The sequence below is a fragment of the Amycolatopsis sp. AA4 genome (assembly GCF_002796545.1).
GTDB lineage: Bacteria > Actinomycetota > Actinomycetes > Mycobacteriales > Pseudonocardiaceae > Amycolatopsis.
Genome location: NZ_CP024894.1, coordinates 5,577,135 through 5,601,490, shown reverse-complemented (window position 1 = coordinate 5,601,490; position 24,356 = coordinate 5,577,135). Strand labels below are relative to the sequence as shown.

The 24,356-nt window shown below is 67.5% G+C and carries 28 protein-coding genes; 17 read left to right on the top strand and 11 right to left on the bottom strand.

What is annotated here, in order from left to right:
• Positions 1-334 precede the first annotated feature (334 nt).
• The 5 genes from CU254_RS25935 to CU254_RS25915 all read right to left on the bottom strand — a co-directional run bounded on the left by CU254_RS25935 (position 335) and on the right by CU254_RS25915 (position 9,295).
• On the bottom strand, positions 335-3,958 hold the full coding sequence (locus tag CU254_RS25935) for an RICIN domain-containing protein (RefSeq protein WP_100266881.1): 3,624 nt from the start codon (positions 3,956-3,958) through the stop codon (positions 335-337).
• A 929-nt stretch (positions 3,959-4,887) separates the two neighbouring features.
• The gene (locus CU254_RS25930; RefSeq protein ID WP_255409889.1) at positions 4,888-6,336 is read right to left on the bottom strand and encodes an alpha/beta fold hydrolase; all 1,449 of its coding nucleotides are present in this window, start codon (positions 6,334-6,336) and stop codon (positions 4,888-4,890) included.
• Positions 6,337-7,254: 918 nt separating this feature from the next.
• The gene (locus tag CU254_RS43215) at positions 7,255-7,419 is read right to left on the bottom strand and encodes a hypothetical protein (RefSeq protein ID WP_158688083.1); all 165 of its coding nucleotides are present in this window, start codon (positions 7,417-7,419) and stop codon (positions 7,255-7,257) included.
• A gap of 537 nt (positions 7,420-7,956) precedes the next feature.
• A complete protein-coding gene (locus CU254_RS25925; RefSeq protein WP_009080810.1) occupies positions 7,957-8,580 on the bottom strand; it encodes a LysE family translocator in 624 nt (207 codons plus the stop codon).
• Between the two features lie 376 nt (positions 8,581-8,956).
• A complete protein-coding gene (locus CU254_RS25915) occupies positions 8,957-9,295 on the bottom strand; it encodes a hypothetical protein (protein WP_009080809.1) in 339 nt (112 codons plus the stop codon).
• A gap of 116 nt (positions 9,296-9,411) precedes the next feature.
• On the opposite strand from CU254_RS25915, the gene CU254_RS25910 reads away from it, so the two are divergent.
• On the top strand, positions 9,412-9,894 hold the full coding sequence (locus tag CU254_RS25910; protein WP_369871185.1) for a DUF6010 family protein: 483 nt from the start codon (positions 9,412-9,414) through the stop codon (positions 9,892-9,894).
• Here CU254_RS25910 and CU254_RS25905 read toward each other — a convergent pair.
• The gene (locus tag CU254_RS25905) at positions 9,833-10,246 is read right to left on the bottom strand and encodes a hypothetical protein (RefSeq protein ID WP_009080805.1); all 414 of its coding nucleotides are present in this window, start codon (positions 10,244-10,246) and stop codon (positions 9,833-9,835) included. The two genes, CU254_RS25910 and CU254_RS25905, sit on opposite strands and share 62 nt — an antisense overlap.
• Before the next feature lie 94 nt (positions 10,247-10,340).
• Between CU254_RS25905 and CU254_RS25900 the strand changes: the two genes are divergently transcribed.
• Together CU254_RS25900 and CU254_RS25895 are read left to right on the top strand one after the other, a co-directional pair.
• Positions 10,341-10,580: a hypothetical protein gene (locus tag CU254_RS25900; RefSeq protein WP_037714842.1), complete on the top strand. Its 240-nt coding sequence runs from the start codon at positions 10,341-10,343 to the stop codon at positions 10,578-10,580.
• A 17-nt stretch (positions 10,581-10,597) separates the two neighbouring features.
• The gene (locus CU254_RS25895) at positions 10,598-11,809 is read left to right on the top strand and encodes an MFS transporter (protein ID WP_199785982.1); all 1,212 of its coding nucleotides are present in this window, start codon (positions 10,598-10,600) and stop codon (positions 11,807-11,809) included.
• Positions 11,810-11,813: 4 nt separating this feature from the next.
• Here CU254_RS25895 and CU254_RS44695 read toward each other — a convergent pair whose 3' ends face one another.
• Positions 11,814-11,936: a hypothetical protein gene (locus CU254_RS44695; protein WP_255409769.1), complete on the bottom strand. Its 123-nt coding sequence runs from the start codon at positions 11,934-11,936 to the stop codon at positions 11,814-11,816.
• A gap of 103 nt (positions 11,937-12,039) precedes the next feature.
• Here CU254_RS44695 and CU254_RS25890 point away from each other — a divergent pair, with 103 nt between their 5' ends.
• A complete protein-coding gene (locus CU254_RS25890; protein WP_009080804.1) occupies positions 12,040-13,359 on the top strand; it encodes a GGDEF domain-containing protein in 1,320 nt (439 codons plus the stop codon).
• Between the two features lie 16 nt (positions 13,360-13,375).
• Here the strand turns inward: CU254_RS25890 and CU254_RS25885 are convergent, their stop codons facing one another.
• Positions 13,376-13,687: a hypothetical protein gene (locus CU254_RS25885; RefSeq protein ID WP_037714840.1), complete on the bottom strand. Its 312-nt coding sequence runs from the start codon at positions 13,685-13,687 to the stop codon at positions 13,376-13,378.
• A 418-nt stretch (positions 13,688-14,105) separates the two neighbouring features.
• Between CU254_RS25885 and CU254_RS25880 the strand changes: the two genes are divergently transcribed.
• A complete protein-coding gene (locus CU254_RS25880; RefSeq protein ID WP_037714837.1) occupies positions 14,106-14,702 on the top strand; it encodes a bifunctional DNA primase/polymerase in 597 nt (198 codons plus the stop codon).
• A 524-nt stretch (positions 14,703-15,226) separates the two neighbouring features.
• On the opposite strand, the gene CU254_RS25875 is transcribed toward CU254_RS25880, so the two are convergent.
• Complete coding sequence (locus tag CU254_RS25875) at positions 15,227-15,430, bottom strand: hypothetical protein (RefSeq protein WP_009080798.1); 204 nt, start codon at positions 15,428-15,430, stop codon at positions 15,227-15,229.
• Between CU254_RS25875 and CU254_RS43210 the strand changes: the two genes are divergently transcribed.
• Together CU254_RS43210 and CU254_RS43205 are read left to right on the top strand one after the other, a co-directional pair.
• A complete protein-coding gene (locus CU254_RS43210) occupies positions 15,420-15,575 on the top strand; it encodes a hypothetical protein (protein ID WP_158688082.1) in 156 nt (51 codons plus the stop codon). The two genes, CU254_RS25875 and CU254_RS43210, sit on opposite strands and share 11 nt — an antisense overlap.
• Before the next feature lie 225 nt (positions 15,576-15,800).
• Entirely contained in the window at positions 15,801-16,067 is a 267-nt protein-coding gene (locus tag CU254_RS43205) for a hypothetical protein (RefSeq protein WP_009080796.1), read from the top strand.
• Here CU254_RS43205 and CU254_RS25865 read toward each other — a convergent pair.
• On the bottom strand, positions 16,054-16,455 hold the full coding sequence (locus CU254_RS25865) for a hypothetical protein (RefSeq protein WP_009080795.1): 402 nt from the start codon (positions 16,453-16,455) through the stop codon (positions 16,054-16,056). The two genes, CU254_RS43205 and CU254_RS25865, sit on opposite strands and share 14 nt — an antisense overlap.
• Before the next feature lie 105 nt (positions 16,456-16,560).
• Between CU254_RS25865 and CU254_RS25860 the strand changes: the two genes are divergently transcribed.
• From CU254_RS25860 to ligD (CU254_RS25850), 3 genes are read left to right on the top strand one after another with little or no spacing between them, the layout of a single operon-like run.
• Entirely contained in the window at positions 16,561-17,118 is a 558-nt protein-coding gene (locus tag CU254_RS25860; protein ID WP_009080794.1) for a DNA polymerase ligase N-terminal domain-containing protein, read from the top strand.
• Positions 17,115-18,059, top strand: coding sequence for a non-homologous end-joining DNA ligase (ligD, locus tag CU254_RS25855; protein ID WP_009080793.1), 945 nt, complete (start codon positions 17,115-17,117; stop codon positions 18,057-18,059). Before CU254_RS25860 ends, ligD (CU254_RS25855) begins: the two co-directional genes overlap by 4 nt.
• The gene (gene ligD, locus CU254_RS25850) at positions 18,056-18,919 is read left to right on the top strand and encodes a non-homologous end-joining DNA ligase (RefSeq protein ID WP_009080792.1); all 864 of its coding nucleotides are present in this window, start codon (positions 18,056-18,058) and stop codon (positions 18,917-18,919) included. The genes ligD (CU254_RS25855) and ligD (CU254_RS25850) overlap by 4 nt, the downstream gene beginning before the upstream one ends.
• 48 nt (positions 18,920-18,967) lie before the next feature.
• Here the strand turns inward: ligD (CU254_RS25850) and CU254_RS25845 are convergent, their stop codons facing one another.
• On the bottom strand, positions 18,968-19,711 hold the full coding sequence (locus tag CU254_RS25845; RefSeq protein ID WP_009080791.1) for a trypsin-like serine protease: 744 nt from the start codon (positions 19,709-19,711) through the stop codon (positions 18,968-18,970).
• A gap of 187 nt (positions 19,712-19,898) precedes the next feature.
• Between CU254_RS25845 and CU254_RS25840 the strand changes: the two genes are divergently transcribed.
• The 7 genes from CU254_RS25840 to CU254_RS25810 all read left to right on the top strand — a co-directional run bounded on the left by CU254_RS25840 (position 19,899) and on the right by CU254_RS25810 (position 24,349).
• Positions 19,899-20,813, top strand: a complete 915-nt coding sequence (locus CU254_RS25840; protein WP_009080790.1) for a hypothetical protein — start codon at positions 19,899-19,901, stop codon at positions 20,811-20,813.
• Between the two features lie 258 nt (positions 20,814-21,071).
• Positions 21,072-21,338: a gas vesicle protein gene (locus tag CU254_RS25835; RefSeq protein WP_009080789.1), complete on the top strand. Its 267-nt coding sequence runs from the start codon at positions 21,072-21,074 to the stop codon at positions 21,336-21,338.
• Positions 21,339-21,356: 18 nt separating this feature from the next.
• Entirely contained in the window at positions 21,357-21,794 is a 438-nt protein-coding gene (locus CU254_RS25830; protein ID WP_009080788.1) for a gas vesicle structural protein GvpA, read from the top strand.
• Positions 21,791-22,519, top strand: coding sequence for a GvpL/GvpF family gas vesicle protein (locus CU254_RS25825; RefSeq protein ID WP_009080787.1), 729 nt, complete (start codon positions 21,791-21,793; stop codon positions 22,517-22,519). Before CU254_RS25830 ends, CU254_RS25825 begins: the two co-directional genes overlap by 4 nt.
• Positions 22,519-22,746, top strand: a complete 228-nt coding sequence (locus tag CU254_RS25820) for a gas vesicle protein GvpG (protein ID WP_009080786.1) — start codon at positions 22,519-22,521, stop codon at positions 22,744-22,746. The genes CU254_RS25825 and CU254_RS25820 overlap by 1 nt, the downstream gene beginning before the upstream one ends.
• A gap of 21 nt (positions 22,747-22,767) precedes the next feature.
• Positions 22,768-23,343, top strand: coding sequence for a hypothetical protein (locus tag CU254_RS25815; RefSeq protein WP_009080785.1), 576 nt, complete (start codon positions 22,768-22,770; stop codon positions 23,341-23,343).
• Positions 23,336-24,349, top strand: coding sequence for an SRPBCC family protein (locus CU254_RS25810; protein ID WP_009080784.1), 1,014 nt, complete (start codon positions 23,336-23,338; stop codon positions 24,347-24,349). The genes CU254_RS25815 and CU254_RS25810 overlap by 8 nt, the downstream gene beginning before the upstream one ends.
• The last annotated feature ends 7 nt before the right edge of the window (positions 24,350-24,356 follow it).

Genomic DNA, 24,356 nt, shown 5'->3' with positions numbered 1-24,356 from the left:
GGCCCGGTCCGGTCACGAACACCAGGTGCGCGTGTGCATTTCGTTCCACGACACAAACATTCGCCCGGATCCGGGCACCGGGCAGAGCTCCTCCCGGGCAGAATATGCGGCCACCCGAACTCGGGGGGTGGGCGACAAGGTCGTCACCCACCCCCACGCCCGCCTCGGCATCGCGGACGGCGCCCCGGACCGCCTGACGAATCCGCGATTTCGCCCGACGCATCGGACCCATTGCGTCCGGCCGCCGAATGCTCGCCGGGGCGATGGGCCGGCGAGCAAACGCCTACGGGTGTCCCGTCTCAGCGGCTGCCGTTGTTCAGGCGTCTCCTTCGCGCTAGCCGAGGTTGGACACCTTGAAGCTCACCGGCCCCGCGACGATGGTTCCGTCGGGACCCCTGAGCGCGACGGTATAGCTGCCTGCCGCGAGCTCCTTTGTGTACCGAATCGTGTCTGACTGCGTGCTGACGGTGATGGTGTCGAGCACGGCGTGCGCCGCGGGGTTGACTATTTCGATCTGGTACCGCGCCCCGGCGACCCAGGCGCCCCCAGCGTTGTACTGGATAGCGAACGGGAGCCCGCGGGACGTGTCGGCCGGTGCGGTAATGCTCGCCGCCGCCGGGGCAGGGGCCGGCGCGGGGGCCTGGGCGGTAAAGGTCCAGTGGGTTTTGGGGTTGTCGTCGTTGGGGGTTGATTGCTGGAGTGCTGTGCCGGCTTGGGCGAGTTTTGCTCCCTTGTTGTCGAGGACCATGTTGGTGCTGCGGTTGACGATGAGGTATTCGCCGGTGGTGGAGGTGGGTTGCAGTTTCCAGTCTTGGCTGGAGGCTTTGGGGTCGAGGGGTTGGATCAGGACGTTTGCGCCTTTGTTGGTGGCTCCGCCGCCGTCGAGTGCGAGTCCGGTGTGGACGTTGACGAATTGGACGTAGCCGTTGGTGGTGCTGTCTTTGGCTTCCCAGAGTTTGTTGTCGTTGAGGTCCTGGTTGGAGAGCACGACGGGGGAGCCTGCTGGTTTTCCGTTCGTGTTGAGGATGAGTTTGTCTCCCGCGGCGGCGCCGATGGCGTAGTGCTTCCCGGCCGCCACTGGTGGCGGGGTGTGTTCGGTGAGGGTCCAGTGGGTTTTGGGGTTGTCGTCGTTGGGGGTTGATTGCTGGAGTGCTGTGCCGGCTTGGGCGAGTTTTGCTCCCTTGTTGTCGAGGACCATGTTGGTGCTGCGGTTGACGATGAGGTATTCGCCGGTGGTGGAGGTGGGTTGCAGTTTCCAGTCTTGGCTGGAGGCTTTGGGGTCGAGGGGTTGGATCAGGACGTTTGCGCCTTTGTTGGTGGCTCCGCCGCCGTCGAGTGCGAGTCCGGTGTGGACGTTGACGAATTGGACGTAGCCGTTGGTGGTGCTGTCTTTGGCTTCCCAGAGTTTGTTGTCGTTGAGGTCCTGGTTGGAGAGCACGACGGGGGAGCCTGCTGGTTTTCCGTTGGTGTTGACGATGAGTTTGTCTCCCGCGGCGGCGCCGATGGCGTAGTGCTTCCCGGCCGCCACTGGTGGCGGGGTGTGTTCGGTGAGGGTCCAGTGGGTTTTGGGGTTGTCGTCGTTGGGGGTTGATTGCTGGAGTGCTGTGCCGGCTTGGGCGAGTTTTGCTCCCTTGTTGTCGAGGACCATGTTGGTGCTGCGGTTGACGATGAGGTATTCGCCGGTGGTGGAGGTGGGTTGCAGTTTCCAGTCTTGGCTGGAGGCTTTGGGGTCGAGGGGTTGGATCAGGACGTTTGCGCCTTTGTTGGTGGCTCCGCCGCCGTCGAGTGCGAGTCCGGTGTGGACGTTGACGAATTGGACGTAGCCGTTGGTGGTGCTGTCTTTGGCTTCCCAGAGTTTGTTGTCGTTGAGGTCCTGGTTGGAGAGCACGACGGGGGAGCCTGCTGGTTTTCCGTTGGTGTTGAGGATGAGTTTGTCTCCCGCGGCGGCGCCGATGGCGTAGCGCTTCCCGGCCGCCGCCGGCGGACCCACCCTCACCGACGGACCCTGGCCACCGTAGTCCGCGTCGGTTGGCCGGGTGACTTCAAGCGTTACCGTGACACTGCCTGTGCTTCCATTGAGCTGGATATTGTATGTGCCGTCCGGATTCGCGTTGCTTGCCGAAGCGTTGACGCACGATATTTGCCCCGTCGGAACGATGGTGTCATCGTTTCCGCTATCCGCTTCGTACAGTCCATGGGCCGTCGGGGTAGCGATGCAGAAGGTAGGATTGGCTTGAGACGATTGAATGGGTATCGCTGTCGAGGAATTCGGCAACGAGTAATCTCTCGAATTGTTTCCGTCTGGGCCGATCGGGATGTCGACCGGGTGTTCTTCGGGTACGTCGAAGAACCTGGGCCCCGCGATTCCGAGGTGTACTTCGCGCAGCCCGCCGGGTGCTGGATAGGCCGAGTTGTTGAGGACTGTGTACGGCGGATTGTCCTGCGGGGAGAAAATCGCCAGCTGTCCGTAGACTTCATACTCTCCGCCGGAGTCTCCGCCGTCTGCCACCCGCAGCGAACGAGGCCGGACGGAGTAGGTGCTCAACTCCTCGTCTTCTGCCACGTAATGGCACAGGGGATTGTCGCATTCCTGCGCGTCTGCGAAATTATTGCCGCGAGTGGGATCGTTTACCGTCAGCTCAGGAGAACTAGGAGTGTAAAGCGGGACGTAATTGCGCGGGTTGGCGTTCGAGGGAATGAGCGGAACGGGGTCATTCCAGAAATTGTCCCGAGGGCGGTTGTCGTATCGGCCCATGGAGCGCAAAATGGTCTCCACGCTTGCTGTAGAGAACTGCGCTCCGTTTCGGAATTCGTCGTTGCTGTTGAATTGATACCACGAGTTGGAGGTCACGCCGGCCAGATACGCTTCGCCGTGCGCCCACCCAACAAGCGGGGAACCGCTGTCGCCTCTGTGGGAAACAGCTTGACGGGATGCCGCGACCAGGCCGGGAATTGCCTGTTCAGGATCATTGTACATGAAGCGGAAGCGTTGTGCGGCGAGGCCTCCGTAGCGGTTGCTGCCCAGGCGGGGAATGCTCAGCCGAACAATGGGGGTGCCTGGAGATTGAACATTCAGCTGATCAGCCGGGGCGCCGCCTCCGGTGATTCGCGCGAGTAGCGCCCGCTGTTGGTCGGAATTGATTGCTCCGCCGTTTCGGTCATTATTGACCTGGTGGAAGGTGTCGGTGATTCTCTGCTCGGAGGGAACCATTCGTCCGAACAGGGTGGCGACGATTCTGTCTGCGTCATTGACGTTGACATCGGCGTCGCTCGGCAGTCGCAGGAATTCAATATTGTCAACCGGCCGTTGAAGCCTGACTACGGCGAGGTCGTTGCTAATCCTGTTTTCAGGGGTGCTAGGAGTTCCGCCTGGCAAGGGATAACCTTGGGCGATTCGCATTTCCGCCACGGGAACCGTGGCGACCGTGCCGTTTCTTTGCGTTACGCTGACCGTGGCCCGTACGGCCTGATCTCGGCTGGTGCGCTGTGCCACGACATGCGCAGCGGTGACCACGAGATCCGGTGCGATAAACGCGCCGGAGCCTACTGAGCGCGTACTCGTGCTGCCGTCTTCGCTGTCGTGTGTTACGGAGAAGCGCGCGAGAAAAGAAGGTACTGGTTCGTAGCGTTCCGTGGCGAGAGGATGATCACTGGGCGATTGGTCGCCGACTGCAAGGGCCGGAGCTTGCGGAAGGGCTAATCCGACGGCAAGCAGCGCGACCATGGCCTTCGCACGGTGCCTTCGGTTTACGGGTGTTCGCACACGTTTGCCGACCTTGCCGCCGAAGTAAATCGGAATTCTTCCAAGCATTTCCATTCCTCTTGTTTTCGCAGCCCATGAAAACGGGCTTGCAGATACTCCGCCTGTAGAAATAATGGACGCCAGAGCGCCGATGTTCTTGTCGGTGAGCGCGCGAACCCAGCGGTCGGCGGGCTTGGCAATCTGGTGTGCCTCCATCTTCGCCGCAGTAGTATGACGCTCCGAGTAGACCTGACGACGCGGCGTAATACCGGTACCCGTTGAGGTAAACAGCAATTCACCGGTGAAGCATGCGATAAATCACTGACCGCACATTGAATATTAACTACCGAAACGGGTGTCCGAATTGCCGGGAGGCAGTTTTGTGCCGGGCGGGGCACGGCTGGCCGGAGTGGCGATGGTGCCCAGCGACGCATCCGGAGTTCATTGTCACTGCTCCCGCTGCGGCATCGCCGAGATCGGCCCGAACCCGCATGGCCCTGAGTTTGGCGCCTGCGGTCTGGCGGATGTCCGTCAGGGGAAGGGGGTCGCTGCCGAAACGGTGCGGTGTCGCGGCCGTCTGGGCTTGGACCGCCGGCGTTCTCGACGAGCGGAGCACTAAATTCGGGCCCCGGCTTGCGATTCCGGGGAGTCGCGCGCTTTGGCCATCCGAACGCGGGCCTCGCGTCGGGCCGCATCGGATCAACTCGCGATTCGCGACCAGCCGCGACGCCTCGAGCCTGGACTCGACCTCCCCAGGCGAAGACGTCCTGCGTCACCCATCGGCAGGTCGCTCACGAGCATTCGAGCAGGACTGTGGGGCCCCGAGCAGGACCGGCACGAGGAACGCCAGATCGCTCAGCAGCCGCGGAGGCAGCATCGGAACTCGTACCGGCGCTTGGTCGGGAAAAACGCGATCAGGCCCAGTCCGACCGCCATGGAGACGACGAGTTTCTCGTTCTCCGGAGACTGCGGCCGCGAACGTGGCGGCCGTCGGCATCGGCGCGGCCGGATCGTCGATCCGTGGCGCACCGACGGAGCGGGGAGGGCTGTCCGGCCCGGCTGCTTAGCGCGCCGGCCGCGGACGCCCTCCCCGCTCTGTGACTGCACGGAGGGGTTTGCTTCACCCGATCGTCATGGACTTTCGCTCAGCTGGGGACAGCGGCACGCCACGGGTCGATCAGAGTTCCAGGTGCGACGCTCTTGTCCGCCGGGACAGTGCTGGCCTTGTCGCCCGGCATCGGCGGCGCAGTGCACACCTGATTAGCCGCCGGTCGCTCGCCGCGCTGGAGGTACCGGGACAGCACGACCCCGGCGCAACCGGGGGACGGCGACAGCGCGCTGTCGAGCGTGGGCATCACCCCGTGCGAACCCGCGCCCCGCACCGCGACCAGCTTCGAATTCGGGAAGTAGCCCAGGAGCGCCACCGCGTTCTCCCAAGGGGTCGCCGGGTCGAACTCGTTTTGCAACATCAGGGCGAACGGCGCGGCGTTGCCTCCGGAGGATTTCGTCTCCTTGGGGACGAAACGCAGCTCTCCGTCGCCGAACGGGCTCGGATCGGCGATCGATTTCGGAAGACCGTATCTCACGATTGAGGACAGGACCTCGAATACCGTGACCGCGATCTTCGCTATCGCGGCCAGCGTGTCGGGCTTCATCAGGGCAGCCAGCAGCTGATCAGGGGATGTTCCCGGGTCCGCGGAATTCATTGTCGTTTTGAGGGCGGCCAGAACGCCGGCGGGGATCTTCCAGTCCTTCCCCACGGGAAGGCTCACCGCGTCGGAAATCGTCGTCAGCACGCTGGCCGCGGTGTTGAACTCAGTCGAGTTCCAGTACCCCGATTGCGTCTCGTCGGAGAACAGCTGGTCGTGGACCTGAGCGAAGGTGATCGCGGGGTCGTTCGCCAAGTAGCGCCTGGCCAAGGTCAAGGATCGGGCGAAGCTCGCGAACGCTGAGTCCGAGTACGCGGAGGACTGCCAGACGCTCTCGAAGTCCCCGCGGGTGATGCCAGGCAACTGTCCGAGGTCCGCGGCCTTCAGGACACCCTCGTACGCGGCGGTCACCTTCGCCGCCGTGGCACCCAGTTGATACGTTTTGTTCTGTCGCGCCAGCCATTCGGTCAGCTGCGTCCCACGGCGTTTGAACGCAGCTTCCTGGCTCGTTGCCGGCTGGGGCACTCCGGGGGCCAGCATGTTGCTGTCCAGTACGAACCTGCCTGATCGGGAAGGGAACAGCGACTGGTAAACCCGTCCCAGCTTGGTTCCGTACGAAACGCCGTAATAGTCCAGCACCGACGCGCCGAGCAGGCTGCGCACCAGGTCGAAGTCCCGTGCCACGTTCTCTGTGCCCAGGAATGCCGCGTGAGTGTATTTTCCGATGCACCCGTAGTCGACATTTGTGCCGATGTGAGAACTATTTCGATAGGTGTCGAGGTTGTCCTGGGACGCGGGTTGGCACTCGATCGGGCTGGAGGCGCCTGTGCCCCGGGGGTCGAGGCCGACGATCTGGTAGTTCTGAAGCAGATCCGGCATCGTCCCGGCGACCCGCAACGCCCACGTGCCCGCGGCCCCGCCGGGACCGCCGCGGTTCACGAACATCGTCCTCGGTTGTTCCCCCGGCGACATTTGCGCCCCGACTCGCAACGCGTGGACGGTGATGCTGGCCTTGTCCGGTTCGAGATAGTTGACCGGAACTGTGATGTCGGCACATTCGACCGTCCGGTAGGCAAGCACGGAGCTGCCGGACCTCTGGGTACGGGCGGCTTTCTCCGCCGCGGTGCAGTTGTCGTACTTCCACGACACCTGCTGGCCTCGGTACTGCTGCGATAACGAGTCTGTCGGCACGGGCGACAAGGCCTGTGGGCTGTCCGCGGTCTCCGCGGAAGCGGGATTCTGGACTGCCGTCACCGTCATGGCCGCCACGCAGACCGACAAGGCCGCGCCGAGATATCTTCGTCTCATGCTCACCAACTGGCTCTCCTTCGCTGGGCGCACGCAGACCGTCCGGCCGTGCGGTGCCGAGGCACCCGGCCGGGCACCATCGACACAGGGTGAACGAACCGGCCGGAATCCTCCACGGGCGGCCGCAAAATTCCCCTGAACAAGGGGTGTTGCACTTCACAGTGAAATTTCGGCAGGCTGTCGGGACGGCCGTAACCGGGTATTCTTCCCTTGTGCTGCGCACCTGCCTTGGAGGAATTCTGACGATCGCTTGATCATGAAGAAATAGACCTCGCCGAGATGATTTTTAGCATCATGCGCCACGTCGAGGGTCGCGCCGGCCCGGGCGAAAAGGCCATCGCGGTCAAAGGCCGCGACTACGGTCGGCAGGTCTGCCAGATCGCGGCATCCTTGACTGGAAGTTCCCGCTTGGACCTCACCCGATCTGGGTGCTCGGCGACCGGTGCCGCCGCTTCGCCTCCGCCTGCGTCGAGTGCGCTGGTCCGCACCGCGCAGCACGGCGAGGCGAGTGCTGTGAAACGCGAAGCTGCGAAGACAAAAGCGATGACGCGACGACTAGCAGAGTTCGACGCGCTCGGACTGGACCTTGGTGACGGTCCCCAATACGTGGGTTTCCGTATAGTATTTGCCGTGCCCGAGGCACTTGCCGTAGACCGTCACGGTGTCGGTGACGAAGCCGTTGCAGGTGCGTTCTCCAGCTTGCGGGTCCGGGCCGGGCATGTCCTTGTTGATGACAACTTGGAGGTTGACTTTCCGGTCCCGCAGCCCGTTCTGCCGCCGCTTCCGACAAGTTCGCCGCCGTTGACGTAGGGCTTGTTCGCGAAATACGCACACGCCTGGACCTGGCCCGGATTCGCCGAGGCGGGCGACGCCGATGCCGCGGACGTCATGCTCACGCAGGCCCCCGCGACACAAGCCGCCACCACCATTGCTTTCCGCATAATCGATCTCCTCGCTGGTCGTCTCGATGTCGGGACACGAACCCGAAGCACTGCGCGAAGGTTCAGGTTCTTATCTGCCGGTCATTTTCTTCGTTTGCTTCGTATTATTGCGATCGAGGGCAATATGATAGAAATCATTGTCACGATGATTCCGAGGAGTGCTGTGGTTGTCGTGAATGCCATGTGTTGTCGATTGTCGAACATCCATGCCTGCACCTGTCACGCCGACGAGCGGCACGCCAACTCACCGGAGGCGGACCGGCTGCGGGAGGCTGCCGCGACTTCCGGCTCGCCACCCAGGACGCCGCGGGCGCGGTCATGGCTGGCTGGAGGCGACCTTGCTGCCGAAGCCGATGAGGACGACACCCGTGATGCGGTGCATGGCCCGCCGTACGGCGGGCTTTTCGAAGAACGCGCGGGCTTTGGCCAGCAGCAGCACATAGCTGGCGAGCCAGACCAGGGTGAGGGCGGTGTGGATGAGGACCAGCACTGCCATGCCGGCTTGCGGGACGAGCCCGGAAGGGACGAGCGTCGGGAGCGGGCCGGGGTAGAACACGGCGATCTTCGGGTTGAAGAGGTTGCTGATCAGGCCGGTCCGCCAAGGGTTTCCGCCTGCGGAGGATGTCGTCAGGCCGGACTGTGCCGCGTGCTTTCGGCTGTGGAGGAGTGCTTGAATGCCGAGCACGAGCAGAAAGGCCGCTCCGGAGAGCTTGACGATGGTGTAGGCCGTGGCGGACGCGGCCAGCAGGGCGGCCAGGCCGACCACGGTGAGCAGGCCCCACCCCAGCAGTCCCGCAGTGACGCCGCCGACTGTCTTGAGGCCGTCCTGCCAGCAGGCGGCGATGGCCCGCTTCGTCGCTACCGCCATGTCGGGGCCGGGTACCACCGTCAGTGCCGCGAGAATTCCCACCGCGTAAGGAACTGTAAGAACTCCTCGCATCATCGAACGCTGACGTTCCCACGCTCGACGCCGGGTTGTCGATAGCGTTCTTCCCCGGGCTGCAGGTGAGCATGCCGATTCCGACGATCTGGGAAGACGCGTTCCGCCGCCGGCTACGTTGTCGCGGAGAATTGACGCCCCTCATCGTGCTGAAGTCAGATCCGCAAGTCCCAGCTTGCGATGTTCGTCGCGAGGGAGAGCAGTTCGGCAAGGCTGGCCTCGTCCTCGCGCAGGGCGTCGGGGCACCAGGCGAGACTGAGCACGCCATTCCAGCTCGCTCACAGGACCGTGGCCGCTTTGCGTGCGTCGAGCGGGCGGATCAGGCCCTCGGCGACGCCGCGCTCGAGAGCGTCGATCATGCGCGCGTTCTGCTCGTCTACGCGGCGGGCCAGGCGTTCCGCCGTTTCGGCCGCGGCGGGGTAGCTGCCCAGCGGTGCCGGTGCACTTGTGCGGTGCCGCGGTCGGCTTGGTCGGAGAGGAAGAACAGCGAGCCCGAGTCCGCGGGCCAGTGCGGCCGGGATTCCGTTGCGGTGTCCGCGGTCGCCCGGCGCGACGCGGAGCCGTCGGGGTCGACGAGCCAGAGTTCGGTGTCGAGGTGGTCGCCGGTTCGGCTGAGGGGCGCGAGGACGTAGCAGAGCAGGTGTCCGTTCGGGGCCAGGGCCGGGGTCTGCGGTGCGCGACCGTCAACCACGAGTTCGGCGGTCAGACCTGTCATGCGAGCAGTTTGCCTTGACCGCGTCGCCGCGGGTGGCGTTGTTGGCGAGAAACCGGCGAGAATTGTCTCTCCGGACGGTTACGCGCTCGCGACCGCAGCCATAGCGTTGGCCTGTGATCATCGTTTCCGCCATTCTCATCGGCATTGTCTACTGCCTGCTCAACTCCTTCCTCGCCGAGCCGCATCGTCGTAAGTTCAACGCGATCATGGTCGCCGGCGCCGGAGCGGCTTACTTGAGCAGCGGCGCATTCGGCCCCCTCGAACTGGTCTTCACCGCCGCGGTGACCTACTGCGCTTACCGCGGCCTGAAATCCTGGGCGTTCATCGGGATCGCCTGGCTCCTGCACACGACCTTGGACGTGCTGCATCACCTGAAAGGCGCGCCGATCCTCCCGTTCGCGCACACCTCGTCGCTCGGCTGCGCGATCTGCGACCCGGTGATCGCCATCTGGTGCTTCAGCGGCGGAATGTCAGTGAAGGAGCTTCGCGCGCGATTTCTCTCCGCACGTTCCGGAAAGGACGCCACGGCAGCGGATGTCACTCCGGGCGAGGAACACCGTAGTATTGGTGGTAATACTCAGACCAGCCTTCCACAGTGAAATTTTCGAAGTCGCGGGCTTCCTCGCACTCCGTCAGGTAGGTCAGGGCCTCGCGGGCCAGCTCGTCCGGGCGAGCGGCGAGAAACTCTTTGGTCGCGTCCAACCCGGCCCCGCACAAGAGCTGCACGTCGATGGCGAATTGCGAATCCCAGCCGGACGTTTTGGCTTGCCAGACGAGCAGCACGTCGTCCAGCGAGCCGTGGTGGAACAGCTGGATGCAGCAGACCTTCATCAATTCGGCGTTCGCGTCGAGCCTGGCGCGCATCTCGGTCGCCAGGATGCCGCGGACCTCGTCCAGCTGGCTGCCGGTCGGATGCAGCCCGTATCGCTCGAGAAGGTCGTCCTCGGTCATCTGCCGGATACTACGGCCGGGCGCGGGGAGGGCGCGCCTGATTTGTCGGCCGCGACGTGCGGAGGACTCCCGGGCGGTCCGTTGCCGCGCGGCGATGCTGTTCGACGCGCGCAGCCCGTCCGTCCGGAGATCTCCTGGCCGGGACGACTTCTCGCGCTGCCTGCTGATGTTCCGGATCTTCGACTCGGGCGAAGCGGCACGGGGCGTGAGTGCGGATTTGCCCGCGGGCAAGGAGATCCTCGACGGTTTCCTGCGGCTCTGGGAGCTGGCCGCCGCACCGGCGTCGGAAACCGGGCCAGCCCGTACCTGCGGGGGTGTGCCGCCCCGGTGGTGATCGGCCAAGCTGGGCGGGTGGCGACGTATCGGCAGGTGTTCGGCAGACCGGAGTTCCGCGCGCTGTTCGCGAGCATGGTGGTTTCGGTCGCGGGCGACCAGTTCGCGCGGGTGGCGTTGTCGTTGCTGGTCTTCGACCGGACGCGTTCGGCGGGCTGGACCGCCGGGGTCTATGCCTTGACCTACGTGCCGTCGATTTTCGCCGGTCCGCTGTTGTCGGGCCTGGCGGACCGGTGGCCGCGGCGGCGGGTCATGGTGGCGGCGGACCTGGTGCGCGCCGGGCTGGTGACGGTAATGGCGATTCCCGCGCTGCCGCTGCCTGCGGTCGCCGCGCTGCTGGTGGTGGTCCAGGCGGCCGGCGCGCCGGGCAACGCGGCTCGTGCGGCGACGGCCGCGGCGGTGCTGCCCGGCGAGGAGTTCGTGCTGGGCAAGGGCGTGCTGGACATGGTGGTCCAGCTGGCGCAGGTGGTGGGGTTCGCGACCGGCGGGACGCTGGTCGCGTTCCTCGGGCCGGGTCAGGCGCTCGTCGCGGACGGCGTGACGTTCGTGGTCTCGGCGGCGGTGGTGCGGTTCGGGATCCGGGCTCGGCCAGCACCCGGAGTAACCGCGGGGGACGGGACCCGGCTGGGGCGCTGGTGGGCTGATCTGCGGGCCGGGACGGTGCTGGTCGCGCGGACGCCGCGGTTGCGTTCGCTGGTGGGATTGGCTTGTGTGGCCGGTTTTTACGTCACGGTCGAGGGGCTGGCGGCGCCGTATGCGGAGTCGATCGGCGGGTCCGCTCAGGCGGTGGGGGTGCTGCTCGCGGCGAGTCCGGCCGGGACGGTGCTCGGGATGCTGATCGTGTCGCGACTGCCGTCGCCGGTGCGGATGCGGTTGCTGGGGCCGCTCGCGGTGGCTGCCAGCGTGCCGCTCGTGGTGTGCGCGCTTCACCCGGGCCTGGCCGTGACAGCGGTCCTGTGGGGACTGTCGGGAATGGCGAGCGCCTACCATCTGCCCGCGTCGGCGGCGTTCACGCTGGCGGTTCCCGATCACCGGCGGGCCCAGGCCTACGGGCTGGCCGCGACCGCGTTGACGACCAGCCAAGGAGCCGGGATCGCCCTCGCCGGACTGGCGGCGACCGCGGCGGCTCCGAGCACGGTCCTAGCCGTCTCCGGGGGACTCGGCGTGCTGACGGCGCTCGCGGCGGGCGCGGCTTGGAACCGCGCCCGCCGCGCCGCCGGACCGGCGTAGCGGATCAGCGGGTCCACTCGTTTCCGCGGCCCCATTCGTTGCCGCGGCGGGTCCATTCGTTGCCCTGGAAACGGATCCACTCGTTTCCGCGGGAACGGGTCCATTCGTTGCCGGGTGCGTTGCGCATAGTGACGCCTTTCTCCTCCGTGGTTGGTCCGACCGGCGTATCGACGGCCGGGCGGCCCTGCGATTACTGTGATTAATCTTCGTGGACAGGGGCGGATACCAGCGTGACTGGTGAGAGTGGCGGACGCATAACGAGGCGGGGATTCCGGTCCCTGCCGCGCCCCGCGCTGTGCCTGGTGCTCGCGGTCGACGCCGTCGCGGTCGCGATCGGGGTGTTCTCGGCGGTCTCCGTCTCGGTCACCCGGACGGAGTGGCTGTGGTTCGCGCTCCTCACCGCGGCCGCCGTGGGACATCTCGAGGCGGTCCGCACGATCGAGCGCAGGCGTGAGCAGGCGTCGAAGAAAGCGCCGTACACGAATCTCAAGAGCCTGTGGGTGTTCGCCGCGCTGCTGGTGCTGCCGCTGCCGCTCGTCATCGCGTTGACCGCGGTGTCCTACGCATATTGCTGGTATCGGGTTTACGGGCCGACGATTCTGTATCGAAAGATCTATTCCGCCGCCACCTTCGTACTCGCGTCGGCCGTCGCCTCGACGATCCTGGACTCCATTTCGCCGAGCGGCCCCCGGTTGCCGCACGACGGGTGGTCGCTGCTGCTCGTAGCAGCCGCTGCCGCCGCGTGGTGGCTGGTCAACTACGCACTGGTCGTCGTCGCGATCGGGTGGTCCACGCACGAAAAACTGCCGCTCCGGCAGGCCTTGGGACATCCCGGCGACCAGCTGGTCGTCGCCTCGGCGCTCGGGCTCGGCGCGACCATGGCCGTCCTGCTGGTCCACGAGCCGTGGGCGCTGCCGGCCCCGATGATCGCCGTGCTGTGCGTGCACCGCGATCTCTTGCTGCCCCAGTACCTGCGGGCGTCCCGGACGGATCAGAAGACGGGCTTGGCGACGCCGGTGTACTGGGCGGACGTGGTCACCGCCGCCCTCGAACGGGCGAGGCTCAGCCAGACCGGTCTCGGCGTGCTGTTCCTGGACCTCGACAAGTTCAAAGCCATCAACGACACCTACGGGCACCCGGCCGGCGACCAGGCCATCCGCGCCGTCGCCGACCGAGTGCGGTCCGAGGTCCGGGCCGAGGATCTCGTGGCCCGGTACGGCGGGGACGAGCTGGCGATTCTCCTGCCCGGCCTCAGGTCCGGCGAGTTGCTGGCCGTCGCTGAGCGGATTCGTTCCCGGCTGGCGCATACCCCGATCGTGCTCACCGCTACTACGGACGGGGAGCCTCGGACGCTGCCCGGAGTGAGCACTTCGATGGGGGTGGCGTCCTACCCCGAGAACGGGGTCTCGGCCGAACAGTTGCTTCGGGCCGCGGACGGCGCGTTGTTGCGGGCCAAGCAGAACGGCCGCAATCAGATCAGGGTGGCCGGAGTCGGGAGTGACGCGGTGCTGGCGCGGGCGAATCCGCGCCAGCACCGGCCGTCCGGATGAATCGGTTTCGACGCCTTCAGTAGGCCGATTGCTCGACAAAATCGATCTGGTCGGCCGCGTTGACGTGGATGTGGGCGTAGAACGAGTTGTCGTAGTGCCCGATCACCGACGCGATCATCAGGCTGGTGGTGCAGCCGTACGGCGGGCAGGTTTCGAAGGGGAAGTCCGTGTCGCCGACGGCCCGGATCGAGGCGTCCGGCGACATCGGGAGTTCGTGCGTGGTCGGGTCGTCCGGGTCGGGGACCAGGTGGGCGCCGCCGTTGCCCTGCTGCACGACTTTGACGAATTCCGGCATGTCCCGCTTGGTGTCGTAGCCGATGAATTCCACGTCTTCGCTCGGATGGCGAGAGGTCCGGGTGGCCGAGGCCGCCTTGGCGGGCGGGACAGCGACTGGGGCCGACGCGCCAGTTGGGGCCGGAGACGCGCCGTCGGAGGTGCATCCGGCGGTGAGGCCGATCAGTGCCGTCGCGGTTGCGACGAGGAGAAAATGGGCAGGGCGAAGCGAGCTTTTGTGCATGGTGTCCCCCTGGAAACGTGGCGATTCGGTCGCTTGCTGAGGAGACGGGCGGGCGCGGCGCCGGTTGTGGGCGTGACGATTTCGTGACGCGAGCGGACCCGGCGCGCTGCCGGTTTGCGCCCGGTTCTCTGGCTGGTCCGCGACTCGCCGCGGACGCATGGTGGTCGGGCGGTACCCCGGTTCCCGCGCCGCCGGTCGCGGCGTTCGCTTCTCGGAAGGGACTCTTGCGATGACCGCTGTTGCGCGCGGAAGCCGTTCCCGCTGTCTGGCCGGGGACCACGGGGCCGCCCTGGGTTCGCTGCGCGCCGCGGCCGAGCATTACGCCGCCCTGGGCTGGCCGATCCTGCCAGGCCCGGTGTGCGACGGCCTGACGACGTGGCATCCGGTCACCTTCGAACGACTCGGCGGCCGGGAGCCGACGGTGCCCCGGTCCGAGGCCACTGTCGACCGTTGCGTGGTCGCGGAATGGTGGTCTATTCACCGGCAAGCGATTCTCGCGCCGGTGGGAGAGCATTTTTCCGTCCTGCGCGCGCCGACCTATCTAGGCTGGCAAACCCTCGCCGCATTCGACGGCGGGCGGCCGCTCGGGCCGATGGCGTTGTCTCCGCACGGAGCGTTTTTCTTCGTCGAGCCCGGCACTTTCGGGGATTGCGCGCTGGGGTCCGGTGTGGAGGTCGTTGCGCCGGGAGACCTCGTGGTGCTTCCGCCGAGCAGGGTCGTCGCGGGCGTGGTGTGGTGGCGCATTTCCCCGCTGGAGCGGGAGATGCTGGGCGACGGGGCCGCGATTCTGGAGAAGCTCGCGGAACTTTCCGGCGGTTCCGCGTAGTTCTCGTGCCCGCCCTTGCCGGTGTCACACGTCCAGGTGGTCTCGCGGTTGTCCTCCCGGCGAGCGGTTTATCCCGGCGCGGGACCGGTTGACGCGAGGGAAGCGAGGATCGCCATGACTCGGGCAGGTCCCGGCCCGAGCGGGCGAACGCGGAGGCGAACCGCCGGACTTCGCGCCTCGGCCGCTTGCGCGCGGCCGGGCGCGAAGGCTCACTAAAGCCCGGGCGAGCGGGGATATGCCTGCCCGGAGCGGGGACACCACGGGCCCGCGCGGCGTGCCGGTGACATGGTCCAGGCCGGGGCTTCCGGCCGCGACCGTCGCGAGACCGAGGTTCTTCAGCATGGGACTTGCTCCTGGCGGGAGGAATGATCGCGGCGGGCGAACGCCGGCCCGGGGTCCGTCGAGAAACCTGCTGGCGGAAGGCGATCGGCTTCCACTTCGTTCCACCATCGTGTCGGGTCCCGATTCTCTGACCGGGATTTCCGCAACCCAATGGGGGAACTGCTTTCCGCGCGGGAAAAGCGTTATCCGGTTTCGTCCGGGAGGTGCCGCGGCAGGTGCGCGCCCCGCTCCTCGGCCCGGCGCAACACCGGCGCGGCCAGAATCCCGTGGATCAGCACGGAAAGTGCCGCCGCCAGCGCGCCCGCCCGCCACAGCTGGTCGGCACCCGGCAGCCCGCCCTGGTGGAGTCCGTAGGCGAGGTTATAGAGAGGTCCGATGCCACGCATGCCGAAGAACGCGATAGCGAGCGCGGCGTGGTCGCGTTCGATGCGCTCGGCGACCTTGGCCGCGTCGACGCCGGCGCGCCTCAGCGCCCGCGCGGTCGGCCGCCTCCGCGACGAGCCCGCGGGCCTGGTCTGTGAGCAGCCGTGACACGTCGACCGAGTAGCCGCGGCGGCCGGGCGCGGCCTGGCCGAAGAACTGCGACAGGAACTGGTCGAACGGGCTGTTTCCCTGCCCGGGCGGGAAAAATCCGGTCATCGGAGCGCTCACATCTCAGGACTGCTCGGAATCGGGGTCGGGAATCCGCTTACCCGCTGCCCGCGGCGGTAAACGGGCTCCGCGACTAGCCGCCGCCCAGGCGGGTAACCGGGGGTCATGCTGACCATCGATCCCGGCGCGGCCCGGACCATCCAGCGCCTCGCGACCGAACAGGGCGTCGCGCCGGAGGGCGGGCTGCGCGTCACCGCCCGCGAAGGCTCCGCCGGCCTGGCGACCTCGGTGTCCGCGCTGGCCACCGAAACCGACACCGTGCTGACCGACGACGAGACCGGCGCCCGCGTATTCCTCGACCAGGCCAGCTCCGACGCGCTCGACGGCCGCGTCCTGGTCGTCGGCGACGACGGAGATTTCACTGTGCGGTGAAGCCCGTTGCCGGGAGGTCGGCGGCCCAGAGCAGGCAATGCACCACCCCGGTGAGCCGCGGTTCCCGCGCGGCCAGGCTGAGCTGCGCTTCGAGGCCCTCGACGTCGCCGTTCAGCTTCGCCAGCACCGCCCGCAACGCCGCGCGCACCCCGGGCGCGAGGTCGTCCACGTCGGCCACCTCGCCCTCGCCCACCGCGACGGCCGTGAACACCGCGTCGTCGGGGCGCGGTCCGAACCGCTCGTGGACCGCCTCGGCGCAGCGCTGCACGAGGCCGCGCAGCACGCGCTGCCGCACGGGAAGTGCGTCGAGTTCGCCGAGCAGCCGGACCACCTCGTCGAGGTCGCCGGTGCGGGTCGCGAGGACGAGGTCGACCGCGAGGGGTGCCATGGATCGCTCCTGCCTGCCGGGAACCGTTCGCTTACCCGGGCAGCGAGCCGTCAATCACGTTTCGCGTTCCCGGCGCGCGGGCATCCGGCGGTCGGAGGTGGTGGGATGTCCTCGAAGGACCGGCTGGCCGCGTACCGCGCCAAACGAGACCCGCGGCGGACCCCGGAGCCGAGCGGGGGCCGCCGGAACGCCGAACCGGTGTTCGTCGTCCAGCGGCACGACGCGAGCAGCCTGCACTTCGACTTCCGGCTGGAGATCGGCGGCGTTCTCGTCTCGTGGTCGGTGCCGAAGGGCCCGTCGCTGAATCCTTCGGACCGGCGTCTCGCCATCCGCACCGAGGACCATCCGCTCGACTACGCCCGGTTCGAAGGCGTCATCCCCGCTGAGGAGTACGGCGGCGGCACCGTGATCGTGTGGGACACCGGGAGGTTCGAGGTGCTCACCGACTCCGCCGAACAAGCCCTCGAAGACGGCCACCTCAAGGTCCGTCTGCACGGCGAAAAGCTGCGCGGCGCCTTCTCCCTGATCCGCCGCGACTCGTCCGGCCAGGAGCAGTGGCTGCTGATCAAAAAGGACGACGACGGGGCCGACCGCCGGCGCAAACCCGCGAAAACGCAGCTCGAACCCGTGCTCAGCGGCCGCACCAACCGGGATCTCGAATGACCGGTCCCGGCTGGCGCGAGCCGACCCTCGCCACGCTCACCGACCGCCGCTTCTCCTCCGAGGAGTGGATTTACGAGCGCAAGCTCGACGGCGTCCGCGCCATCTGCGTGCGCGACGGCGGCACCCCGACGCTGTACTCCCGCAACCGCAAGACGATGGACAACGCGTACCCGGAGATCGTGGAAGCCCTTGCCGCACAAGGCGGACCGCGGTTCGTCGCGGACGGGGAGATCGTGGCGTTCGACGGCGACCAGACCAGTTTCGCCGCGCTCCAGCCGCGGATCCACCTGACCGATCCGGAGCGCGCCCGCGCGACCGGCGTGCGCGTGTACTACTACCTCTTCGACCTGTTGTACTACGACGACCAGGACACCACGTCGCTCCCGCTGCGCGAGCGCAAGTCGATCCTGCGCGACGCCTTCACCTTCAAAGACCCGCTTCGGTTGTCCTCGCACCGCAATACCGACGGCGAGAAGTACTTCGAGGAGGCGTGCCGCCGCGGCTGGGAGGGCGTGATCGCGAAACGCGCCGACGCGCCGTACCACCACGGCAGGTCGCCGGACTGGCTGAAGTTCAAATGCCAGCAGGGCCAGGAGCTGGTGATCGGCGGGTTCACCGCGCCGCAGGGGAGCCGCGTCGGGTTCGGCGCGCTGCTGCTGGGCTACCACGAGAAAGGGCGGCTGCGGTACGCGGGCAAGGTCGGCACCGGTTTCGACCACCAGCTGCTGACCTCGCTGCACGCCGAGCTGACTCGCCGCGAAACCGACAGTTCGCCGTTCGCCGATCCGGTGCGCGAACGTGGCGCGCGCTGGGTGCGGCCGGAGCTGGTCGCCCAGATCGGCTTTTCCGAGTGGACCCGCGACGGCCGGTTGCGCCACCCGAGGTTCACCGGCCTGCGCGAGGACAAGAAGCCGTCCGACGTGATCCGGGAGCGCCCGTGAAGATTTCCCATCCCGACAAGGTGTTCTACCCCGAGGACGGCCCCACCAAGGGAGACGTCGTCGAGCATTACCGCGCCGTCGCGCCCGCGATGCTGCCGCACCTGCGCGGCCGCCCGCTCACGCTGCGGCGGTATCCGGACGGCATCGAGGCGGAGGGCTGGTTCCAGAAGCACCCGGGCGAGCACTTCCCGTCGTGGCTGCGCACCGAAGCCGTGCCGCGCCGAGGCGGCGGCACCGACGAGTACGTCGTGTGCGACGACGAGGATTCCCTGCTGTACCTGGCAAACCAGGGCACCGTGGAGTTCCACGTCTGGCTGTCCACTGCGGACGCGCCGGACAAGCCGGACCTGCTGGTGCTCGACCTGGACCCGCCGGACGGCACCGACGTCGCCGACCTGCGCGCCGCGGCCCGCCGCATTCGCGACCACTACGCCGACGCCGGGCTCACCGCGTACCTGCAGGCGACCGGCGGCCGCGGCTTCCACGTGGTGGCGCCCCTCGACGCCACCGCGACCACGGACGTGGTCCTGGAACTCTCGCGCGCCCTGGCGGACCGCGTCGCGTCCGCCGACCCGGACCGCCTGACCACCGCCCAGCGCAAGGACAACCGCGGCGACCGGGTGTTCGTCGACGCGAACCGCAACGGGTACGCGCAGACGTTCGTCGCCCCGTATTCGCTGCGCGCCCGCCCCGGCGCGGCCTCGGCGACCCCGCTGGACTGGGCGGAACTCGGCAAGGCCTCGCCGAACGGCTGGGGCCCGGACAAGCTTCGCCGGCGGTTGGCGCGCAAGGAAGACCCGTGGCGCGGGATGGCGAAGGACGCCGCGTCGGCGGAGAAGGCGTTGGAGAAGCTGAGCTGAGGGGACGCGGCGCCGCGCCGGCGGGGCCCCGGCGCGGTGCCGCGAGGATCAGACGCCGGAGATCTGCTGGATCCAGTCCCGTCCGGCGGCGACGCTGCCGTAGGTGGTGACGCTGGAGCGGTCGCTGGTCGAGCAGACGCCGACCTGGACGCCGCCGTCGACCATCGGGCCGCCCGAGTCGCCGCCCGCCACCGCGCCGTTCGGGGTGCTCGCGGTGATCGCGGGGCCGCCGGCGTTGTCGCTGTCCTGGGTGTTCGTGATGGTGACGGCGGCCCTCTTCAGCACGCTCGACTGGTGGTGGCCCTCGTCGGTGCTCTGCGTCGCGCCCCAACCGTAGACCGTGGCGCTGTCGCCTTCCTGCGCGTCGTCGGAGCTGCTGGCGAGGCGGGCGTACGTGCTGCCGCCGTTGGTGTTCAGCTTGATCAGCGCCAGGTCGCCGCCGGAGTAGACGTAGGTGGAGGCGGCCTTGGCGTGCACGCCGCCGCTGGCGCTGTTGGAGCCGATGTAGAGGTCGATGTCGGTGAGCCGCTGTCCGTTGTTGTCGTACATGCAGTGCTTCGCGGTGAGGACCCAGCGGCTGCCGATCAGCGTGCTGGTGCAGAAGAACGTGTAGCCGTTCGCGTGCCCGTTGAACCGCGTGAGGTAGCCGGGGTTCTGCGCGGTGCTGCCGCCGATGATCGACGGCTGGGCGTCGGGCGCGGCGGGGCTCGCGGACGCGGGGGTCACGGCGAGCGCGCCGAGCGCCGCGCAGGAACCGGTCAGCACGGCGAGGGCCCGGGTGAGTGCGCGCATGTCGCTCCTTGGGGACAGTTTCCGATGGGGGACGCTTTCGAACGTAAGCAGCGCGGCCGTGCGGCGGAATCCGCCGAACCGCCCGTGGCGGGCAAGCGGCGGCGACGCGACTTTCGGCGGGTTGCCAACCGGTGAACCGTTGCCGAGAATCCGTTTCGACCGGTCCGTTTTTTCCAGGAGAGGCGAAATGCGGTTGTTCGCCCCGGCTTCGGGCGGGGAGCGGCTGGCCAAGGCGCTGGCCGACGGGCCGTTCGAACGCGCCCTGACCCTGGCGATCGAGCGCAGCGGCCTCGGGCTGGCGCGCTTGCGCGAACGGCTCGCGGCCTCGGGCGTGCCGGTCAGCACGACCACGCTCAGCTCGTGGCGCACCGGACGCAGCCGCCCGGAACGGCCGGAATCGTTGCGGGCGCTGGCTTTGCTGGAGCCGGTGCTGGACGTGCCGCCCGGAGCGCTGCGCGCGCTGCTGGACCGGCCGCGCACCGGCGCCCCGGCCCCGCGCGCGGCGCGGTGGGACCGGCTGTGGGAAAGTCGCAGCCTGCTCCCGATGGTGCTGAATTCTTTCGAGGATTCTTCCCCGGAATCGGTCAGCGTGCACGAGACCTTGCACGTCGACGCCGCCGGACGGATGCGCAGCCTGCACGTGCGAGAAGTGCTGCGGGCGCTGGACGAACCGGCGTTCGTGCGCATCGTCGCGCTGCGCGGGTTCACGCCCGGACAGTCGCCGGCGCTGGTGTCGGCGCGGTACTGCCGTCCCGGATGCGTGCGGACGAGGCCGGAGCAGGCCTTCTCGGTGACGGAACTGGTGCTGGACCACCCGCTCGCGCCGGGCGAGACGGGGATCGTCGAATACCGGTTCGCGTTCCGGGACGAGGAGCCGGATTCGCGCTACGACCGGCGTTTCCGGCTGCCGATCGCGGAACACCTGCTGGAGGTGCGTTTCGATCCGGCCGCGCTGCCCGCCGAATGCGTGTCGTACCGGCAGGATTCGCCCGCCGGCCCGGAACTGGAGACCGCCGAGGTGCGGATGCGGCCCGGCGTGCCCGCGCACGTGATCCGGACCGGGCAGGGAGCGGGAATCCACGGAGTGCGCTGGCGGTGGTGACGCTGCGCGATCCACTGAGGACACCGGGCGAGTGTCCTTTATGGACAAAAGGAGATTTCCTTTGCCAGTGCGGCGCTTCGCACGCGGTCGGCTACTGAGCGTCCGAATCTGCGCTGAGTGGCGGGGCGGCACTGCGCTGTTCGGCGCAATTTAAATTTTCCTGGCGAGTAGCCAGTTTTGGCCGGAGAGTCCCGGGTAGCCGACACCACATGTTTCATCGGCCTGACGAGAACGGACGAGACGACGGCCGGAGGCGTGATGGCTGAGAACGGCCGGTCGCCTGCCGGGCTGATGCGCGACGCGCGTGCGGTGTTCGAGGAGCTGACCGAAAAGGACATCGAATCCGTGTCGGCGTTCACCCGGGACGGCGACGGATGGAAGCTGCTGGTCGAAGTGCTCGAGCTGGAACGGGTGCCGGACACCACCAGCCTGATGGCCACGTACTGCGTGCGGGTCGACGAGCAGGGCGGCTTCCTCGGCTACGAGCAGGTCCGGCGGTACGCGCGCGGCCAGATCGACGCGTGAGGAAGGGAAGGAGTTTTCATGACCATGGCGACCGGACGGTCGGGCTCGAACGGCCAGCTGCAACGCGGGCCGGGCACCGGAAACCTCTACGACATCCTCGAGCTGATCCTCGACAAGGGGCTCGTGATCGACGCGTTCGTGCGGGTTTCGCTGGTGGGCATCGAATTGCTCACGGTGGACGCGCGGATCGTGGTGGCCAGTGTGGACACTTACCTGCGGTTCGCCGAGGCGTGCAACCGGCTGGACCTCACCCGTGCGTCGAGCGCTACGACGCTGCCCGATCTGCTGGGCGAGGTCACCGAGAAAGGCGCCAAAGGAAAGTCCAAAGGCGCGCTGACCGGCGCGGTCGAGACGTTCGCCGAGCAGTTCCAGAAGTCCAGCGACAAGGACGGCGAGGAAGCCGAGGAACGGCCCCGCAGCCGCAGCCGCCGGAGCACCGCGAGGTCGAGCGAATGAGCACCTACCTGTACGGCATCACGTTCGCCGATCATCCCGGCGAGGTGGGCGGTCTGCGCGGCGTCGGCCCGTCGTCCGCGCCCGCGCGGGTGCTGCCCGCCGGGGACGAACTGAGTGCGGTGGTCGGCGACGTCGACGGCGAACTGCGGGCGAAACGGCGGGATCTGCTTGCCCACCAAGAGATCTTGCAGGCCCTGTGCGAGAAAGGGCCGACGCTGCCGATGCGCTTCGGTGTCGTCGCGGACGACGATACCGCTGTGGCCGAGGAAATCGCGGCCAAGGCCGAGGTGTACACGGCCGCGCTGCAACGCGTTCGCGGGCACGTGGAGATGAACGTCAAGGTCGCGCACCGGGAAGAGGCGGTACTGGGCCAGATTCTCGCCGGGGACGAGGAAATCCGGAACCTGGCCGCGAGTCTGCGGGAGGACGCCGGGCGCGGCCAGGCGGAACAGGTCCGGTTCGGCGAGCTGGTCGCCGGCCGGCTGGAGGCACGCGAGGGCGAGGACGCCGACGCGGTGCTGAGCTACCTGCTTCCGCTGGCGTCCGAGCATTCTCCGGGACCGCGGGTCGACGGGTGCTTTTTCAACTGCTCGTTCCTGGTGCCGCAGGAGAAACTGGCGGAATTCCAGGACGCGGTGCAGCGGTTGACGACCCTGGTCGAAGAGGTGGCGGAGGTCCGCGCACAAGGACCGTTGCCGCCCTACAGCTTTACCGAGGATCACTAGTGGGACTGCTCGGCGAGCTTCTCCTGCTGCCGCTGGCGCCGGTGCGCGGCGTCGCCTGGGTGACCGGGCACGTGATCGATGCCGCCGAGCAGGAGCAGATCGCCCAGTTGAAAAGGGAACTGGCTGCCCTGGAAAGGGAACTGACGACAGGCGGGATCAGCGAGGAGGAGTTCGACCGCAGAGAGGACGAAATACTCGATCTGCTCGAAGAATTCGACCGGGGGTAGCCGGATGAACGGAGCGAACAGATGACACCGGGAATGAAGGTCGCGGCCGCCGTGGTCGGCGGTTACGTGCTCGGGAGACGGAAGAAAGCCAAACTGGCCATCACCATGGGGGCCTGGCTCGTCGGGAAGAAGCTGAACCTGGACCCGAAGAAGCTGCTTTCGGACGTCACGCGCGAACTGGCTTCGTCGCCCGAACTGGCCGGGGTCCGCGATCAGGTGCGGGACGAGGTGCTGGGCGCGGGCAAGACCCTCGCCGCGGACATCCTGACCCACCAGGCGGGGCGGCTGGCCGGATCGCTGCAGGAGCACACCGACACCCTGCGGGACAAAGCCGCCGGCCTTCCGGCGGCGGTCACCGGCCGGGATTCCGGGGACGAGGATCAGGACCGGGAGCCGGAAGAGGACGACGACGCCGAGGACGAGACCGAAACCCGGCCGCGGTCCCGTAAACGTCCGGCGAAGTCGCAGAGCACGGCGCAAGGACAACGCAAGCCCGCGCGCAAGACGTCGAGCAGTTCGTCCTCGCGGAAACGGACCTCTTCCGGGAGCCGTACGCAAAAGCGTTCCTCGGGCACGGCGGGGGTGAACCGTGGCTGAATCCCGTTCTGACAGCGAAGAACTCGGTCCCTTGGCGAAACTCCGGGAACTGGCCTCGCGCAATCCCGCGACGGAGCGATTGCTGCACGCCGGCGAGGAGTACGCGCAGGCGAAGATGGAACACGTGATGTCCTCCGCGGGCACCAAGCTGGGAGAGGCCTCCCGGCGGCTGGCCGACGCGGGCGGCAGCGGCTCGGTGAAAGGATTGTTCAGCGCGGGCGAAAAGATCGCCGAAGGGAAGTCTCCGGTCAAGGCCGCGGTCGCGGCCGGCGGCAAAGCCCTCAAGGAGTCGGTCTCGGGCCTGTTCGGCAAACGCGGTTCCGGCGGCGGCAAGAAGATCATCAACATCGTCGAGGACATCGACGTCGGCGTGCCGGTCCGCGAGGCGTACGACCAGTGGACCGAATTCCAGAAGTTCAGCAGTTTCGCCAAAGGCGTGACGAGCGCGGAGCAAACCGACGACACCACTTCGCAGTGGCGGTTCAAGATCTTCTGGTCGAACCGGTCGATGAAGGCCACCGTCACCGAGCAGATCCCCGACGAGCGGATCGCGTGGACCACCGAGGGGGCCAAGGGCACGATCAAGGGCGTGGTGACCTTCCACGAACTCGCCCCGAACCTGACGAAGGTCCTGCTGGTCATCGAGTACTACCCGTCCGGGCTGTTCGAGAAGACCGGCAACATCTGGCGGGCGCAGGGCCGCCGGGCGCGCTTGGACCTCAAGCACTTCCGCCGGTTCATCATGATGGCCGGACAGGCGTCGGGCGACGGCTGGCGCGGCGAGATCCGCGACGGCGAGGTCGTGCGCTCCCCGGAGCAGGTGCGCGAGGACGAGGACGCGCCGCGCGACGAGGAAGAAGACACCGGCGGCGAAGAGCCCGAGGACGAAGAGCTTCCGGAGGAAGACGAAGAAGACGCCGACGACCTCGACGAGGAAGACGAAGAGGAAGACGACGAGCCCGAGGACGAACGTCCGCGGGGCCGCCGCGCCGTCGCGGCGCGGTGACGAGGAG

Coding starts and splice junctions, on each gene's coding strand:
- CU254_RS43215 (WP_158688083.1), bottom strand. CDS start 7,419: ATGCCCGGCCCGGACCCGCAAGCTGGAGAACGCACCTGCAACGGCTTC.
- CU254_RS25860 (WP_009080794.1), top strand. CDS start 16,561: ATGTCCTCGAAGGACCGGCTGGCCGCGTACCGCGCCAAACGAGACCCG.
- CU254_RS25930 (WP_255409889.1), bottom strand. CDS start 6,336: ATGTTCGTGAACCGCGGCGGTCCCGGCGGGGCCGCGGGCACGTGGGCG.
- CU254_RS25900 (WP_037714842.1), top strand. CDS start 10,341: ATGCTGTTCGACGCGCGCAGCCCGTCCGTCCGGAGATCTCCTGGCCGG.
- CU254_RS25875 (WP_009080798.1), bottom strand. CDS start 15,430: ATGCGTGGCATCGGACCTCTCTATAACCTCGCCTACGGACTCCACCAG.
- CU254_RS25815 (WP_009080785.1), top strand. CDS start 22,768: ATGACACCGGGAATGAAGGTCGCGGCCGCCGTGGTCGGCGGTTACGTG.
- CU254_RS25915 (WP_009080809.1), bottom strand. CDS start 9,295: ATGACAGGTCTGACCGCCGAACTCGTGGTTGACGGTCGCGCACCGCAG.
- ligD (WP_009080793.1), top strand. CDS start 17,115: ATGACCGGTCCCGGCTGGCGCGAGCCGACCCTCGCCACGCTCACCGAC.
- CU254_RS25840 (WP_009080790.1), top strand. CDS start 19,899: ATGCGGTTGTTCGCCCCGGCTTCGGGCGGGGAGCGGCTGGCCAAGGCG.
- CU254_RS44695 (WP_255409769.1), bottom strand. CDS start 11,936: ATGCGCAACGCACCCGGCAACGAATGGACCCGTTCCCGCGGAAACGAG.
- CU254_RS43205 (WP_009080796.1), top strand. CDS start 15,801: ATGCTGACCATCGATCCCGGCGCGGCCCGGACCATCCAGCGCCTCGCG.
- CU254_RS25865 (WP_009080795.1), bottom strand. CDS start 16,455: ATGGCACCCCTCGCGGTCGACCTCGTCCTCGCGACCCGCACCGGCGAC.
- CU254_RS25830 (WP_009080788.1), top strand. CDS start 21,357: ATGACCATGGCGACCGGACGGTCGGGCTCGAACGGCCAGCTGCAACGC.
- CU254_RS25925 (WP_009080810.1), bottom strand. CDS start 8,580: ATGCGAGGAGTTCTTACAGTTCCTTACGCGGTGGGAATTCTCGCGGCA.
- CU254_RS25935 (WP_100266881.1), bottom strand. CDS start 3,958: ATGGAGGCACACCAGATTGCCAAGCCCGCCGACCGCTGGGTTCGCGCG.
- CU254_RS25835 (WP_009080789.1), top strand. CDS start 21,072: ATGGCTGAGAACGGCCGGTCGCCTGCCGGGCTGATGCGCGACGCGCGT.
- CU254_RS25825 (WP_009080787.1), top strand. CDS start 21,791: ATGAGCACCTACCTGTACGGCATCACGTTCGCCGATCATCCCGGCGAG.
- CU254_RS25845 (WP_009080791.1), bottom strand. CDS start 19,711: ATGCGCGCACTCACCCGGGCCCTCGCCGTGCTGACCGGTTCCTGCGCG.
- CU254_RS25905 (WP_009080805.1), bottom strand. CDS start 10,246: ATGACCGAGGACGACCTTCTCGAGCGATACGGGCTGCATCCGACCGGC.
- CU254_RS25880 (WP_037714837.1), top strand. CDS start 14,106: ATGACCGCTGTTGCGCGCGGAAGCCGTTCCCGCTGTCTGGCCGGGGAC.
- CU254_RS43210 (WP_158688082.1), top strand. CDS start 15,420: ATGCCACGCATGCCGAAGAACGCGATAGCGAGCGCGGCGTGGTCGCGT.